This window comes from Paenibacillus sp. J53TS2 (assembly GCF_018403305.1).
GTDB classification, from domain to species: domain Bacteria; phylum Bacillota; class Bacilli; order Paenibacillales; family Paenibacillaceae; genus Fontibacillus; species Fontibacillus rhizolycopersici.
This window is the reverse complement of sequence record NZ_BOSK01000008.1, coordinates 118,946-133,232: the sequence shown is the minus strand read 5'-3', so window position 1 is coordinate 133,232 and position 14,287 is coordinate 118,946. Positions and strand designations below refer to the sequence as shown.

The 14,287-nt window shown below is 51.8% G+C and carries 16 protein-coding genes; 15 read left to right on the top strand and 1 reads right to left on the bottom strand.

Annotated elements, in window-relative coordinates; all coding sequences use genetic code 11:
- Positions 1 to 40: 40 nt before the first annotated feature.
- Complete coding sequence (locus tag KJS42_RS17500; protein WP_213623610.1) at positions 41 to 1,207, bottom strand: MGDG synthase family glycosyltransferase; 1,167 nt, start codon at positions 1,205 to 1,207, stop codon at positions 41 to 43.
- Between the two features lie 270 nt (positions 1,208 to 1,477).
- On the opposite strand from KJS42_RS17500, the gene KJS42_RS17495 reads away from it, so the two are divergent.
- From KJS42_RS17495 to KJS42_RS17425, 15 genes are all read left to right on the top strand, one after another.
- Positions 1,478 to 1,666 (top strand): hypothetical protein, encoded by a 189-nt coding sequence (locus tag KJS42_RS17495; RefSeq protein ID WP_059042463.1) that lies wholly within the window; start codon positions 1,478 to 1,480, stop codon positions 1,664 to 1,666.
- A 142-nt stretch (positions 1,667 to 1,808) separates the two neighbouring features.
- The gene (map, locus tag KJS42_RS17490; RefSeq protein WP_193416643.1) at positions 1,809 to 2,564 is read left to right on the top strand and encodes a type I methionyl aminopeptidase; all 756 of its coding nucleotides are present in this window, start codon (positions 1,809 to 1,811) and stop codon (positions 2,562 to 2,564) included.
- A gap of 975 nt (positions 2,565 to 3,539) precedes the next feature.
- Positions 3,540 to 4,598 carry a cytochrome c oxidase subunit II gene (coxB, locus tag KJS42_RS17485; protein WP_155607286.1) on the top strand — a complete coding sequence of 353 codons (1,059 nt, stop codon included), beginning with the start codon at positions 3,540 to 3,542 and terminating at the stop codon, positions 4,596 to 4,598.
- A gap of 98 nt (positions 4,599 to 4,696) precedes the next feature.
- Positions 4,697 to 6,547: a cytochrome c oxidase subunit I gene (gene ctaD, locus KJS42_RS17480; RefSeq protein WP_167521250.1), complete on the top strand. Its 1,851-nt coding sequence runs from the start codon at positions 4,697 to 4,699 to the stop codon at positions 6,545 to 6,547.
- A complete protein-coding gene (locus tag KJS42_RS17475) occupies positions 6,544 to 7,170 on the top strand; it encodes a cytochrome (ubi)quinol oxidase subunit III (RefSeq protein WP_155607284.1) in 627 nt (208 codons plus the stop codon). Before ctaD ends, KJS42_RS17475 begins: the two co-directional genes overlap by 4 nt.
- 3 nt (positions 7,171 to 7,173) lie before the next feature.
- On the top strand, positions 7,174 to 7,494 hold the full coding sequence (locus tag KJS42_RS17470) for a cytochrome C oxidase subunit IV family protein (RefSeq protein WP_155607283.1): 321 nt from the start codon (positions 7,174 to 7,176) through the stop codon (positions 7,492 to 7,494).
- Between the two features lie 136 nt (positions 7,495 to 7,630).
- Complete coding sequence (gene ctaG, locus KJS42_RS17465; protein ID WP_213623609.1) at positions 7,631 to 8,584, top strand: cytochrome c oxidase assembly factor CtaG; 954 nt, start codon at positions 7,631 to 7,633, stop codon at positions 8,582 to 8,584.
- A 58-nt stretch (positions 8,585 to 8,642) separates the two neighbouring features.
- Positions 8,643 to 9,107: a DUF420 domain-containing protein gene (locus KJS42_RS17460; RefSeq protein ID WP_155607281.1), complete on the top strand. Its 465-nt coding sequence runs from the start codon at positions 8,643 to 8,645 to the stop codon at positions 9,105 to 9,107.
- A gap of 238 nt (positions 9,108 to 9,345) precedes the next feature.
- On the top strand, positions 9,346 to 10,068 hold the full coding sequence (locus KJS42_RS17455; protein ID WP_193416641.1) for a hypothetical protein: 723 nt from the start codon (positions 9,346 to 9,348) through the stop codon (positions 10,066 to 10,068).
- 45 nt (positions 10,069 to 10,113) lie between these two features.
- The gene (locus KJS42_RS17450; RefSeq protein WP_193416640.1) at positions 10,114 to 10,527 is read left to right on the top strand and encodes a GntR family transcriptional regulator; all 414 of its coding nucleotides are present in this window, start codon (positions 10,114 to 10,116) and stop codon (positions 10,525 to 10,527) included.
- Positions 10,527 to 11,453, top strand: a complete 927-nt coding sequence (locus KJS42_RS17445; protein ID WP_213623608.1) for an ABC transporter ATP-binding protein — start codon at positions 10,527 to 10,529, stop codon at positions 11,451 to 11,453. Before KJS42_RS17450 ends, KJS42_RS17445 begins: the two co-directional genes overlap by 1 nt.
- Positions 11,454 to 11,492: 39 nt before the next feature.
- A complete protein-coding gene (locus KJS42_RS17440; RefSeq protein ID WP_213623607.1) occupies positions 11,493 to 12,398 on the top strand; it encodes an ABC transporter ATP-binding protein in 906 nt (301 codons plus the stop codon).
- Entirely contained in the window at positions 12,391 to 13,674 is a 1,284-nt protein-coding gene (locus KJS42_RS17435; protein WP_213623606.1) for an ABC transporter permease, read from the top strand. Before KJS42_RS17440 ends, KJS42_RS17435 begins: the two co-directional genes overlap by 8 nt.
- 12 nt (positions 13,675 to 13,686) lie before the next feature.
- Positions 13,687 to 13,887 carry a hypothetical protein gene (locus KJS42_RS17430; RefSeq protein ID WP_155607276.1) on the top strand — a complete coding sequence of 67 codons (201 nt, stop codon included), beginning with the start codon at positions 13,687 to 13,689 and terminating at the stop codon, positions 13,885 to 13,887.
- 127 nt (positions 13,888 to 14,014) lie between these two features.
- The gene (locus KJS42_RS17425; protein WP_193416637.1) at positions 14,015 to 14,281 is read left to right on the top strand and encodes a hypothetical protein; all 267 of its coding nucleotides are present in this window, start codon (positions 14,015 to 14,017) and stop codon (positions 14,279 to 14,281) included.
- The last annotated feature ends 6 nt before the right edge of the window (positions 14,282 to 14,287 follow it).

Here is a 14,287-nt window from a genome sequence, read left to right as displayed (position 1 = left end):
GGGAGAGGATTGTCTTACCTTAAATGTATGACGAGCCCTCTCACGTAAGAACCAGCTCGGCCCGCTCGGGCGCGAACCATTGCTGTAATATATCATCTGCTATCACCTCCGCGGCCTGTGGCCGGCGGAGGTTTTCGATTTTCTGGCGTAGCTCGGTCAGTCGGGATTCATCCCCGAAGAGCGCGTCGATTTCCTGAGCCAACTCTGCGGGGGTACGGGTGATGCAAGCTACGCCCTTTTGCGCTAGGTATCGCGCGTTATTGAGCTCTTGCCCGGGAACGGGGCGATAGATGAATATCGGCAATTGGCAGGCTAACGCTTCGGACAAAGTAATCCCGCCCGGCTTGGTCACGATGCAGTCGCTGCTCCGCATCAGCTCGGCCACCTGTTTGACGTATCCGATGAGGTGAACGTCCGGATGGGGGCGGAGTTGCCCCTGAAGCCCCCGGTAAAGCTCGCGATTCCGCCCGCATACCGTGATGACTCGATAACGATCCAGGGCAGTTAACCGTTCGATGACTTCCCGTACTCCTTGCATGGACCCGTAGGCTCCGGCCATCAACAGAACGGTGGGTTTGCCGACGGGACGCTCCGAGAGAAGTCTTTGGAGTGGCTCTGGGAAGGACTTCTCGCTGGTCTTAGATTGGCGGCCAAATTCCGGTTTAACGGGAATGCCGCTCACCCGAATACGGTCTTCGGGAATGCCGCGGTTCATCATTTCTGCCTTCATGTCGTCGGTCGCCACGTAGTAACGGTCGACCCCCGGGTGAATCCATCGTCCGTGCAAGTCAAAGTCGGTCACGATGTTGGCGAGCGGCAATGACTGACCGGTCCGTTTTAACAGCCGGGGCATTGCTAATTGGGGAAAGGTATGAATAATCAAATCGGGCCTAAGTTCCCTCAGCGTTTGTTGCAGCTTCCCGGCCCCAAGCGAATTTATCACTTCAAGCAAAGGCGCTTCCTGAGGCATTTCTTTCGTGGCGTTATAAACCCAACCGTAGAGGCGGGGAATTGTTTTGAAGCTTTGCAAATACACGAACCTCGTGATGCCGTTGATCAACGGATGGGCCTCAGCCATCAAATCGAGCAGCGTAACGTCGGTCACGCCTCTGCTCCGCAAGCTGGCTTCGACCGCTTTGGAAGCTTGGTAATGCCCATCCCCGTAACTGGCATATAAAATAATGATTTTCGGAGTTTGGGAAGTCATGAAATATCACTCCTCTTCAAGTCCAATCCATGTCCTTAAGTTGCTTGTAGTTTGCCCCTTCCTCCCGTTTATAAATATGTTTAGATAGAACGGATAAAAAATGTACGATTGGAAGAAAGCTGAAACCTGATCCTGAATATGTTACAATAAGGGAATAGGAGGTCATTCCATACAACTGAATAGCCGGCACGACTTCATGATTGTGAACCTACACTTTTCGGCATCGCAAAATCGGAGCATTTACCTTAAGCGTTCTGGGAGGGAATCACTATGGCAACGAAAGGTCATGACGAAGTGAAAGAAAGTTTACGGGAAATGACCCGAATCTTCAAACCGAAGGATCCGAAGAAGTTCGTGAAAGAATATGTCCGCAAGTATCGTATTATGGGCGGCTATGAAGAGGAATTGACCCACCTGGTTGAGCATGAGCTCGGGAAATTGGATTCGTCCGTTTCCTGAACCATTTGAATGTTAGCATATCGCCGTTCCGTCGCCTTGGGCGTTCGGGGCGGTTTTTTTCGTCCGTTCCCACATATATTAATGAAACAGGCGGAAACTCACGAAATCAATCGTCGGACGGCAGCGGGAGGAGAACCGGAGCATGAAGGTACGTTTAAAATCAAAAGAGGACATCGAGCGGATCCGCGAGGCGGGACGGATATTGGCCGAGTGCCACCGCGAAATCGCCAAAATGATTGGACCGGGAATCACAACATTGGAGATCGACGCCTTTGTGGAGTCGTTTTTGGAGAAGCGGGGAGCCACGGCAGAGCAGAAAGGCTACCACGGGTTTCCGTTTGCCACCTGCGCGTCGATTAATGACGTGGTATGCCACGGGTTTCCGGGTAATCACAAGCTTGCGGCGGGGGATATCGTGACGATCGACATCGTTGTGGGCAAAAATGGGTGGATGGCCGACTCCGGCTGGTCTTATCGGATCGGGCAGGTGAGCGATGAGGCGGAGAAGCTGCTCACGACCACCGAGCAAGCCTTGTTGGCCGGAATCGCTGAGGCCGTACCCGGCAAGAAGATCGGCGACATCGGTTATGCGGTGCAGCGCGTGGCGCAGGCGGCAAACATCGGCATCGTGAAGCCGCTGATCGGCCACGGTATCGGCCGGGCGATGCACGAGGCACCGGACGTACCGAACTTTGGCCGTCCGCGCAGCGGGGTAACGCTGCAGCCGGGCATGGTCATCACGATCGAGCCGATCTTTACCGGCGGGGACACCGGCGCCGTGTTGTGGGAGGACGATGGGTGGACGATACGCACCGCGGACGGCAGCCTAGGAGCGCATTACGAACACACGCTGGCGATCACGGAGGACGGGCCGCTGGTGCTTACGAATGGACAATAGGGTGATGAAGAGAGAGCGCATAGCTCTCTTTTTTCTTTTTAAGATAAGATTTTATGGGGAGGGGCTGGGCGACTCCAACTTTGCACTGCTATGTTTCGCGTATGTTCAGTACTACGTTCCGTCTACGTACCATCGCCACATTTCTATATTCTAACGGAACTAAGAGCCCTTATTTATCGGATTTGGCAATGTCCCGATTTCTAACGGAACCGGGAGACCTTATTTAGTACAATCAAGGCTAAATCCCGGCGATATAAGCCGAATAAGGTCTCTGGGTTCCGTTACTGTGGGAAATGGCCGGGAAATGAGCAAATAAGGTCATTACGTTCCGTTAGAGTTGCCTCTAGAAAGTTAGTTACCAAGCAAATGCGTCCACTTGATTCCGAGTATCCCCCCCCTCCCAACACCACTCCAGTTACTTCACCGCACCTAGAGCAAACAATCCCGCGCTATCTCCGCCGTTACCCAGTGCAAGGCCCTCTCCACCAACCCGTCAGCCACCGTCCAACGCCAACTCAACATCGTAGTATCTCGAGCAACTCGCACCCTCTACTGATCAACGGATGCACCGTTCATCGGCTGAATGTCCCTCTAGAAGTCCGTATCTCTAAGCAGAAAACAGGTTTTTACTTCAGTTATAATGAAATAAAGTTTGAAGAAATGTCAAAAATGAAGCAGAGCGAGGATTCGTCACAATTCGCCGGGAAATGTTCAAAATTGGCAACCCTTTCAAGGGGTGTCGAACGAGGGAAAACGTTAACAAAACCTTTTGTGGTGCGGCTTTTCGGATATTTGAACAATTTGTGAACTGCCCCTGAATCATTGACAAAAGAGGGGTTCGATCATATATTTAATAGGTGATTGTTGTAATTGACAGGAATGTAGTTTCCGTGATAGACAGGTAGATTTTCGAGCTGTTTAGGCTAAGAATCTCTGTGATGCTGCGGAAGAAAACGTAAGAAGTGGGGTAGATCAATGATGAAACCGTGGAAGGCTGTTAAGCGGCTAGTACCTATGTTTGCCATGCTAGCGCTCCTCTTGTCCGCATGCGGCCGCGAAGACCTGTCCGTGCTTAGACCGCAGGGTCCGGTAGCCGAGGGTCAGCTTGGACTAATTAAGCTGTCGATTACGATCATGGTAGTCGTCATGCTGATCGTTTTCGGAATTGCCGCTTACGTGTGGGTCAAGTACCGCCGCAAGCCGGGTCAAACGGATATTCCGAAGCAAGTTGAAGGCAACCATAAGCTGGAGATCATCTGGACGGCCATTCCGCTGGTCCTGGTGTTGATTCTGGCGGTTGCGACGGTGCAGAAAGTATTTGCTTTTGGCGAGGACTACTCGAAGGATGCGAATGCGGTGAAAGTCAAAGTGACTTCGCATTTGTTCTGGTGGGAGTTCTCCTATCCGGAATACGGAATTACGACAGCCCAGGATATGATCATTCCTACGGGCAAGAAAATTGCGCTTGAGCTGAAGACGGCCGACGTGCTGCACTCCTTCTGGGTGCCTTCGCTCGGCGGCAAAACGGATACGAATACGGACGGAACGGTCAACAAAGCTTGGCTGGAAGCCACGAATGAAGGGGTTTACCTCGGGAAATGCGCCGAGCTGTGCGGGAAATCCCACGCCTTCATGGAATTCAAAGTCAAGGCGGTTAGCCAGGAGTCCTTCGACCGTTGGGTTGAAGCGATGAAGGCGCCGGTCCAAACGATTCAAGATCCGGCCGTGGCTGAAGTGTTTAAGACGCAATGCTTGAGCTGCCACGCCGTTGGCGACCAAGGTGGACCGATCGGGCCAAACCTGACGGGCATCGGCAGCAGAGAGACGGTGGCGAGCATTTTACATAATGCAGAAGCGTCCGGCAAACCGATCGACGGCAAACCGGTCAAGGATAATTTGGTGGAATGGCTGACAGATCCGCAGAAGGTGAAACCGGGCAACAAAATGCCGAGTCCGAAGCAAGACCTCGGATTGACGGATGCGGATATTGAAGCGATCGCCGACTACTTGGCAAACAGCAAATTATCTTATTAATCTTGCGTGCCTCTATGGACGGCATGGATAGATAGGAATTAAAAGAGGGGGTACAAACCTTGGCTCATGCTCACACTGTCAAGCGGCACAAGGGAATAATGGACTGGTTGACGACGGTCGATCACAAGAAAATCGCCATTTTGTATTTAGTGGCGGGCGGTTTCTTCTTTGGGATCGGCGGCATCGAAGCATTGCTGATCCGCGTGCAGCTGGCAAAACCGATGAATAGTTTTGTAACGGCGCAGCAATTTAACGAATTAATCACGATGCACGGCACAACGATGATTTTCCTTGGCGTTATGCCGGTCATCTTCGCTCTGATGAACGCGGTGATTCCGCTGCAGATCGGGGCTCGGGACGTGGCGTTTCCTTTTCTGAACGCCCTTGGGTTCTGGACGTTCCTGTTCGGCGGCTTGCTGCTGAACCTCAGTTGGATCATGGGCGGCGCTCCGGATGCCGGATGGACTTCGTACACGCCGCTGTCTTCAACGACCTATAGCTTGACGCACGGGGTTGATTTCTACACGATCGGCCTACAGATTGCCGGTCTTGGGACACTGATCGGCGGCATTAACTTCCTGGCGACGATCATCACGATGCGTGCGCCAGGGATGTCCTTTATGCGGATGCCGATGTTCACCTGGACATCGTTCGTCACGTCGGCAATGATCCTGTTCGCTTTTCCGGCGATCACGGTTGGATTGGTGCTACTCACGTTCGACCGGATTCTCGGCGCTAATTTCTTTAATGTAGAAAGTGGCGGTAACCCGGTGCTATGGCAACATATCTTTTGGATCTTCGGTCACCCCGAGGTCTACATTTTGATATTGCCGGCGTTTGGAGTCATCTCCGAGGTTGTAAGTACGTTCTCGCGTAAGCGGCTGTTCGGTTATAGCTCGATGGTATTCGCCACGATCTTGATCGCCTTTCTCGGCTTCATGGTTTGGGCGCACCATATGTTTACGACAGGGATGGGACCGGTGGCTAATGCCCTGTTCTCTATCGCCACGATGCTGATCGCCGTTCCGACGGGGATCAAAATCTTCAACTGGTTGTTCACGATGTGGGGCGGACAAATCCGCTTTACGACGGCAAACCTGTTCGCTTCCGGGTTTATCCCAACCTTCGTAATGGGCGGGGTAACCGGGGTTATGCTGGCTTCGGCGCCGGCGGACTACCAATATCATGATACTTATTTCGTCGTAGCGCACTTCCACTATGTTATTGTAGGTGGTCTTGTACTCGGCTTGTTTGCCGGACTGCATTATTGGTGGCCGAAGATGTTTGGCCGCATGCTGGATGAAAGACTCGGTAAATGGGAGTTCTGGTTCTTTATCATCGGTTTCCACATGACGTTCTTCGTGCAGCATTTCCTTGGCTTGATCGGGATGCAGCGCCGCGTCTTCACGTATTTGCCGAATCAAGGCTTTGATTTGATGAACTTGATCAGTACGATCGGTGCATTCCTGATGGGGGTTGGCGTGATCTTGTTCTTGGTGAATATCGCCATCACGGCAAGCAAACCGAAAGGCGTACCTGGCGATGCTTGGGAAGACGGACGTACGCTCGAGTGGTCGATTGCCTCGCCGCCGGAAGAGTATAACTTTAAACAAATTCCGCTGGTACGCGGCATCGACGCGTTCTGGAAAGAGAAGATGGCCGGGAATAAGGAAATGACGCCGGCGGAGCCGGTTGGACCGATCCATATGCCATCGCCGACGATTCTTCCTTTCATTATGTCGGTCGGCTTGTTCATCGCGGGTTTGGGCTTTATGTTCACGAACGATGATTTCGGTAACGGTTTGATGAACTTCCTGTTCAACAACTATATTGTCGTCGGGATCGGCTTGGCGATCACGTTCCTGTGCATGCTGCTCCGTTCGTTGTATGACGATCACGGCTGGCACATTGAACTGGACGAACTGAATGGGAAGGGGGTCAAAGCATGAGTACGCCAAACACATCGCATGTAACCGGCACGCTGCCGCATGAACCGGAGAAGGCAACGCTGGAAGGCCGTAATAAAATTTTGGGCTTCTGGTTGTTCCTCGGAGGCGAGGCGGTTCTGTTTGGTACTTTGTTTGCGACCTTCCTGACGTTGCGGAACCAAATCGCCGATGGCCCGTCTGCAAGCGAACTGTTTAACTTACCGATGACGGCAGCCGCAACCTTTATCCTCTTGGTCAGCAGTTTAACGAGTGTTTTCGCCATCCAGGCGATGCATCGCGGCGATAAAGGGAAACTGGCAGGTTGGTTAGGCGTAACCGTGCTGCTCGGCCTCGCATTCCTTGTACTGGAAATTTACGAGTTTGCCGAGTATGTGCTGCATGAAGAGTACGGGATGACGACAAGTGCGTTCAGTTCAGCGTTCTACACGTTAGTGGGCTTCCACGGAGCGCACGTATTGTTCGGGATTTTGTGGATTTCTCTGCTCATCGGGCAACTCTTTAAGAAGGGCCTGAATGTAGTCACGGCACCGAAGGTTTATGTGTCGGCCATTTACTGGCATTTCATCGACGTGGTCTGGGTGTTCATCTTCACGGTTGTCTACCTGCTCGGAAAGGTGGTCTAACGGATGGTTAATCAGGAATCGAACGGTTCGCCGGCGGTAAAGCATCGCCAGCGGCATGAAGGTCCGGAGAAGCATATCATCGCGTTTATTTTCTCCATCGTCCTAACCCTAATCGCTTTCGCAGCGGTTGCGGCAGGCGGGGTGAACACCGCTTTTACCGTTATTTTGCTTCTCGTGATGGCGGTGTTGCAGGTGCTGATTCAACTGGGTTATTGGATGCATATGAAGGATAAGGGGCATTTGATCCCGATTATCTTCATGGCTGGCGGATTTTTCGTTGCATTTACCGCGATTATTGCCGCGTTATACTGGATGTGGTGGTAAACGAAGAACTGGATATCTATAGGAACAAAGCAGAAACGGTACCGCCCCTTTGGGGCGCTGTCACCGTTTTTGTCGTATTTGCAGGCTTGTTCACAATTTGGACAGAACTGACGGCGCTACGGAAGGAGGGTTTGCCGTGCTGGGATTAGAATATTTTACATTTACGGCGGTTTGGAGTCCGGTATTCTTGGCCTTGATGCTATTGATTACAGGCGGGTATTTCGTGTTGATCGGGCCGGGCAGTGAACGATGGGCGAAGGGGAATTCTCACGTTTCGGTAGGACGGAAACTGTTGTTCGTTACCGGGATGGTGTTGCTCTACCTGGCTCAAGGAGGTCCGGTGGAACTGCTGGGCCACATGATGTTCAGCTTTCACATGCTCAGCATGGCGTTGTCCTATCTGCTGGCGCCGCCGTTATTAATGCTGGGCCTGCCGCCGTGGGTTTGGCGGCAAGTGACCTCTTACCTGGCCGGGAGCCCTTTGAGTAAGTTGAAGGTGTTTGCTCGTCCGGTAGTAGCGGCTGTGGTGTTTAACGGGTTATTTTCGTTTTACCATCTGCCGGTCGTGCATGATTATGTCATGCTTCATTTCGGGATACATCGCTTGTATTACATTGTCTTATTTGTCGCCGCGGTGCTCATGTGGTGGACGTTGGTCAACCCGCTGCCGGAACGGGCCGGTGTTCAGGGGCTCAAGAAGATGGGTTTTATCTTCCTCAATATGGTTCTGTTGACGCCGGCCTGCGGACTGATCATCTTTGCCGATGAACCGCTGTATGCGACGTACAGCGATCCTGCGGTTTGGGCGCGGGCAATGGGCTACTGCGTGGCTGGCGATCCGGCGATGCTGCTCCGCCAATTTGGCGGTCCCGAGTTCTTTGGTTACCTGCAGCCGGACATTGATCAGCAGGTGGGAGGGATCCTGATGAAATTTATTCAGGAATTCATCTTTGCGTCGATGCTGGCTTATGTATTCTTCCAGTGGTACAAGCAAGAGAACCGGGAGAACGCCGAGGAAGATGAAATGTTGGGGATGGCGCGACCGAATGATCCCTTAAATCCGCCGCTGCCCCCGCAAGCTGGGCCGTGACATAACAGGGCCCGTGTACACGCTCACAAAATGAGGTCTATGTTTAGGAGGATGCAAATTGGATCTGTTCACGTTATTTCCGACGCTAAGCACATCGTTTATCGTCATTAGTGCAGTGCTGGTTGCGATCGGTTGGGGGCTAATCATCAAAGGGAAACGAGAAGCCCACAAAAAGACGATGATCGCTGCCGCCGCGGCTGCCTTGCTGTTCTTCGTGATCTACATGTCGCGGACCGTATTTATCGGCAATACGTCATGGGGCGGACCGGACAGCCTGAAGGGCTATTATCAAACGTTCCTTGTTTTCCATATCGTGTTGGCAACCGTCGCGGCTGTATTCGGAATCACTACGTTGGTACTAGGCTTTAAGGCAAAATACGCTAAACACCGCAAATGGGGCCGGGTGACCTCGGTCATTTGGTTCTGTACGGCCATTACCGGTGTAGCTGTATATGTGCTGTTGTACCTGATGTATCCGGGCGGCCATACGAAGCCGGTGTGGGAAGTGATTTTGGGAGCTTAGGGTAGGCTAGTCTAACGGAAAACTTCATTTGATCGTAAGGCTAATCGCCAATGGCGGATTCTTGAGGAATCGCGCTGTTGGCGTTTTTTTATGTAACCAAAGGAAAATGTTGACATGGGTAAGCGCAGTGATTATACTGTGTATAAAGATATAAACAGTAAGCACAGTGATTATAAAATTCATTGGCGTATGAGAGAAACAAGCTGAAGGCGAATGGGATGAAAAGAGGTTGATCGACTTGGACAGTTGGAAAGACGCGTGGTTCATCTTCAAAAAGGATTTGCGAAACGATCGGCTTTATTTGATCTGGAACGTCATCTTTATGCTCTACGTCGCGCTGATGCTCGGCTCCTTGGTGGGGGCTCGGGAGGAGACCGATTACGTAATGAATCCGATGGTTGACTTCTTGATGCTGGCGATGGTTCCGTTCACGGGTTTCTTCTTTACTCGGCGATCATTTAACTACATTAAAGGAGACACCTATACTCAGATGCTGCGTTATTACCGTGTGTTACCGATTCCCTTAAAGACAGTGATTCGGGAACGGTTGATCCAATTGGGGGCAGCGATGCTGCTGAATAGCGTTTTGTTCTACGGCGGTATTTATCTGGTAACGAAACTGATGAATAACAGTGGATTGGGGCTTGGTACATTTATTGTGTTTGCTTTAACTTGGAACGGTTATGGATTATTGATCAACGGGGTGTTCATCTACTTCGAGCTTCTGAAGAAGGGCAAAGTTTATTTATGGTTAACCTTCCTGCTGATGCTTGGTTTGGGGCTAATCGCATTTGCTGCGAATTGGTTTGGCGGCAACCTCATGTCGTTCACCCTGGAGTTCTCCCGGCAACATCTCGTACGGTCTCCATTGATGTGGGGCACACTGGCAGTAGGGATTGTTGGATTGGCCTCACTGTCCTCGGTGACGCTGCGGAAACTAAACCAACGAGATTTGGGCTAATGAAGTACGGAAAAAAGGGGAGTAAGGCGGAGGTGAGCAAGAAGGGTGTGGATTCCCATTCAAATTAACGAAAATAGCGCCGCGCCGCTGTATCATCAGATCGAGTCACAGCTCCGGTCGTTGATCGTCAGCGGACAAATCGAAGAAGGGACGTTGCTGCCTTCAATCCGGGAATTCGCTGGCGCCTTAAATTGCAGCGTGATCACGGTACGCCGGGTTTACCAAGACTTAGAGACCGAGGGACTCCTTCGTACCAAGCAGGGAACGGGGACCTTCGTCGCCAAGGTCACTGCAGGTGAGCGAGATGAATACCGAACCGCAGTGGTGAAGGAAGCGATCGAAAAGGCTGTTGATGCCGGACAATCACTGCAATATGGGGCGGAAGAGCTGAAGCAGCTGTTTTTGCAAATCGTGAAGCAGAAATACGATGCGTCGCCAAGCAAGGAGGAAACGAACTAATGGAACAACCTATGGCAATTGAGCTGGTCGGAGCTCTTAAACAGGGGCGTCGCAAGACGATTGGACCGCTACACTTGCAAGTGCCGAAGGGGTATATTGTGGCTCTGGTCGGACCTAACGGATCGGGAAAAAGCACAATCATGAAAATGATCCAGCAGATGCTCCGGCCTGATGCGGGGGAGATCCGTTGGTTCGGGCAAACATTCTCCGGCGTGATACCGATTGATCTGCGCCAACAAATCGGGTATGTCCCCGAAGCGCCTGAGGCGGAAGAGAATTATATGACGGCGGAGCGGGCAGCTCAGTTCCGGTCGCATTGGTATCCATCCTGGGATGAGAAGCTCTTTGAAGCTTTGATGGATCGATTTGATGTCCCGAGACAGGAACGACTCAATCGAATGTCCAAAGGGGAGCGGCGGAAATTCGAAATCGCAGCGGCGCTGGCGGCTCGGCCGAAGCTGTTGCTGCTCGACGAGCCTTCTTCGGGACTGGATCCGTTCGCCTGGAAGAGCATGATTGAGGAGCTCCGGGAGTTCATGGCCGATGAGGATATGACGATACTCCTCGCAACACATGTCGCTGAGGAAGTGAAACGGCTGGCCGATTACATCGCATTGGTGCATCACGGACAGGTGCTGGGGATGGCCGAGAAGGATCAATTATTCAGCAGCTGGAAAGAGATCTGGATCCGCAGCGGCGGGTGCTCGCCGGACGATTTACCGCAAGGAACGATCCTCTGCGTGGATGGCCCGTCGGTGACCAAGCTGGTTGTACAGGAGCAGCATGAAGGGCAACTCCAGCAAAGCCTTGCGGCCAAAGGGCTACAGGTCATGCAGACCCGCAGCCTAGAGCTGGATGAGATTTTGCAGCTGTGGTTCCAAGGGCATCCACCGGTCAAACCGGCACCGGAAGCGGCAATGGTTTAATGGGATGAATTGATTTCATATAGAAGAAGGAGAGGGAATATGGCAAATCCATTGGTTCTGGAAAACGTAATGAAGCAATTTGGCGAGAAGACCGCCGTCGACAACATCTCACTGCAGGTGGAGGAAGGCGAGATTTACGGATTGCTCGGGGCAAACGGCGCCGGCAAAACAACGACAATGCGGATGGTACTGGGTTTAATCTATCCGGACGGCGGGAAGATTTCGTATGACGGGAAGCCCTATGGCCGCGAGTTGCAAGCGAAGATGGGCTACTTACCGGAAGAGCGCGGCTTGTATCCGAAGGTGAAGGTCAGCGACCAGATCATTTACCTGGCGCGGCTGCGCGGCATGTCTGCGGCGGAAGCCGACAAGAGCTTGAAATATTGGCTTGATCGGTTCGAAGTGCCGGAATATTACGACAAGAAGATCGAGGAGTTATCTAAGGGGAACCAGCAAAAGATGGGCTTCATAGCCGCGGTTGTCCATAAACCGAAACTCGTGATCATGGACGAAGCGTTCAGCGGGTTGGATCCGGTTAATGTCGAGCTGCTGAAAGCGACGGTGAATGAGCTGCGCGATCAAGGCACCAGTATCCTATTCTCCACCCACCGGATGGAACATGTGGAGGAGCTGTGCCGCAACATCACGATTCTGCATCGCGGAAACACCGTGCTGCAAGGCAATCTGCGGGAGATTAAAAAGCGGTATCCTCGTGAAGAAGTGTTGCTGCACACGATCGGTGAAGTGACCGGGCTGGAGCAGATTGCAGGCGTCGAGAAGGTAGAGCGGAAGGAACGCGGTTACCTCGTGCGCATCTCGCAGGTAGCGGCTGCACAAGAAATCCTGCGTAAAGCGATGGAAGTCAGTGAAGTGGAGCATTTCGAGATCAAGGAGCCCACCCTGAATCAGATCTTTATTAAAGAGGTAGGTGAGTCGAATGAATAAAATGGGGACGGTTGTTGGCTTTACTTTTATGAATAAAGTCAGAACGAAATCATTTCTTATTACTACGCTCGTGTTGGCTCTGCTCGTGACTATCGGGATGCATGTACCTTATTTTATCGACAAGTTTACCGGTGGGGACGACAATCCGGCCAAGATCGGTCTTATCTACGAAGGACAGACGGAACTGGCGAAATCGCTTGAGGCTTATACGGCGAAACAGCCGGCAGTAGGCTACACGCTTATTCCTTACGAACAGGCAGATAAAGCGGCACTGCAGGCAGCGATCGATGCTGGAGACATTGACGGTTATCTGCAATTTGCTGAAGGGGACGGCGGTGTCTTCCCGACCGTGACCTACACTTCCAAGAAAGACAGCTTGGGGATGGGGCTGCAAACCGCGCTGCAAGCGGCACTGCAGAACGTCAAGGCGGAGTATTTGACGAAGGGCATGCTGACCGATGAGCAGATTGCCGCGCTGAGCGCGCCGGTGCAAATTGATACGGTGAAGGCTTCACCGGAAACGGGTGGAAGCGAAACCGGGAATAAGGCGGAAGAGACCGGTGCGATTAACTACGTGATTGTGTACGTATTGATCATCTTGTTCTTCATGACGATCATGATGACAGGGAATATGATCTCGGCCGAGGTTACCGCGGAGAAAAGTTCGCGGATCATGGAAATTCTCATCACGAGCGTATCGCCGTTGGCGCAAATGTTCGGCAAGATCCTGGGGATGTTCTTCATTGGCTTGTTACAGATCGCCATCTTTGCCGGCGTTATCGCGATCAACATTTCATTGCCGTATAATCAGCCGGTGTTGGCGGATTTCAACCTTCAATTGTCCGATATCCGCGTGGAAGTCTTAGTGCTTGGCCTTGTCTTTTACATCTTGGGATACTTCTTATATGCGACACTGTTTGCCGCGATCGGTTCGCTGGTCAGCCGCACTGAAGAGCTGGGGCAGGCAGTCATGCCGATCACGATGTTGTCGTTGGCATCGTTCTATATCGGGATCTTTAGCTTGAGCACGCCAAACTCGCTGCTCATGAAGGTGAGTTCTTTCATCCCGTTCGTGTCACCGGTATCGATGATCGTACGGGTTGGCATCGGCGAACCGCCAGTTTGGGAAATTGCGCTTTCGCTGGTTGTCCTAGCCATTGCGATCTTCCTGTTCGGCTGGCTGTCTGCGAAAATTTACCGCACCGGCGTCCTGCTGTACGGCAAACGTCCTACCTTCAAAGAACTGCGCAAAGCCATGAAGGCGTATAAGATTTAAGGAGGGTTATCCATGACGAAAGAGAAAATGCAAGGCCTGTTGTTGACCATGATCGGTATGTTATTCATTGTTCTGGCGATGTACCTCGGTAGAAGCGACATCCAGATGACAGATTTTGGGTTGGGGTTGATGAACGGAGCAGGAATCGGCTTCCTGTTGCTTGCGCTACTTCGTTATGGCACTAAATCGAAGAGAACGAAGAGCACATGGTGAGTAACGGTTAACTGAGACAATTTACAATGCAGGTTTGTGACACGATAAGACCCTTGATTTGTCAAGAACGGTGATAAATCAAGGGTTTTCTTATTCGCTTATCGTGACCGCTCAGAAGGAGGGGCTTATGAGACAAATTCAATCATTCTTTCATTTATTCATGAGAGAACCCTTGTGGTTTCGTATGGGAGTCGGGATTTCTTTATTGTCGTCTATTGTGTTTAGCAGTTCCGCTTTTTCGCTGGGCGGCTATTCGGATAGCGTGTCGAAGCTCGCAGCCATGATCTTCTTTGGAGCTTTCGGGTTTAATATGCGTAGAAATCGTCGGATTTCCTTCCTGTTCTTTGCCGTTTCCGCAGCCTGTCTGTATTTATCTCTGGATGCTTTACCTTGAACATAA

Excerpts from the sequence above, each read along its gene's own strand:
- KJS42_RS17500 (WP_213623610.1), bottom strand. The coding sequence starts at position 1,207 with ATGACTTCCCAAACTCCGAAAATCATTATTTTATATGCCAGTTACGGG.
- KJS42_RS17495 (WP_059042463.1), top strand. The coding sequence starts at position 1,478 with ATGGCAACGAAAGGTCATGACGAAGTGAAAGAAAGTTTACGGGAAATG.
- map (WP_193416643.1), top strand. The coding sequence starts at position 1,809 with ATGAAGGTACGTTTAAAATCAAAAGAGGACATCGAGCGGATCCGCGAG.
- coxB (WP_155607286.1), top strand. The coding sequence starts at position 3,540 with ATGATGAAACCGTGGAAGGCTGTTAAGCGGCTAGTACCTATGTTTGCC.
- ctaD (WP_167521250.1), top strand. The coding sequence starts at position 4,697 with ATGGACTGGTTGACGACGGTCGATCACAAGAAAATCGCCATTTTGTAT.
- KJS42_RS17475 (WP_155607284.1), top strand. The coding sequence starts at position 6,544 with ATGAGTACGCCAAACACATCGCATGTAACCGGCACGCTGCCGCATGAA.
- KJS42_RS17470 (WP_155607283.1), top strand. The coding sequence starts at position 7,174 with ATGGTTAATCAGGAATCGAACGGTTCGCCGGCGGTAAAGCATCGCCAG.
- KJS42_RS17445 (WP_213623608.1), top strand. The coding sequence starts at position 10,527 with ATGGAACAACCTATGGCAATTGAGCTGGTCGGAGCTCTTAAACAGGGG.
- KJS42_RS17440 (WP_213623607.1), top strand. The coding sequence starts at position 11,493 with ATGGCAAATCCATTGGTTCTGGAAAACGTAATGAAGCAATTTGGCGAG.
- KJS42_RS17435 (WP_213623606.1), top strand. The coding sequence starts at position 12,391 with ATGAATAAAATGGGGACGGTTGTTGGCTTTACTTTTATGAATAAAGTC.
- KJS42_RS17430 (WP_155607276.1), top strand. The coding sequence starts at position 13,687 with ATGACGAAAGAGAAAATGCAAGGCCTGTTGTTGACCATGATCGGTATG.
- KJS42_RS17425 (WP_193416637.1), top strand. The coding sequence starts at position 14,015 with ATGAGACAAATTCAATCATTCTTTCATTTATTCATGAGAGAACCCTTG.